We start from the raw sequence: 352 nt of genomic DNA, 5'->3' as shown, positions 1-352 counted from the left end.
AACTGAAAGCGAAGAAAAACCCTGCCGGTATTTTGCTTATCACCCCGGAGTCGCTGGAAGCGATGCTGATCCGCAATGCGGGATGGTTAAAGCAGGCTTTCGCGCCACTGGCCTATATCGCCATTGATGAATTCCATGCTTTCATCGGTTCTGAGCGGGGTATGCAGCTTCTCTCTCTGTTAAATCGAATCGATCACCTGCTCGGAAGAATCGACAATCCAGTACCCCGGGTCGCACTCAGCGCAACGCTGGGGGAACTGGAACGGGTGCCGTTATCTCTGCGGCCAAATCAACGTCTGCCCTGTGACATTATTACTGACAGTCAGACTCACGCCACGCTAAAAGTGCAGGT

1 protein-coding gene is annotated in these 352 nt (G+C 52.8%); it reads left to right on the top strand.

The features are described 5' to 3' along the window. The coding region (locus tag FDX22_RS21850; protein WP_370317694.1) for a DEAD/DEAH box helicase at window positions 1-352 on the top strand (352 nt) is incomplete at both ends.

The organism is Citrobacter sp. TBCS-14 (assembly GCF_005280805.1).
GTDB classification, from domain to species: Bacteria; Pseudomonadota; Gammaproteobacteria; order Enterobacterales; family Enterobacteriaceae; genus Citrobacter; species Citrobacter gillenii.
The sequence above is the reverse complement of the archived record's forward strand: the minus strand, read 5'-3'. Positions and strand labels throughout refer to the sequence as shown.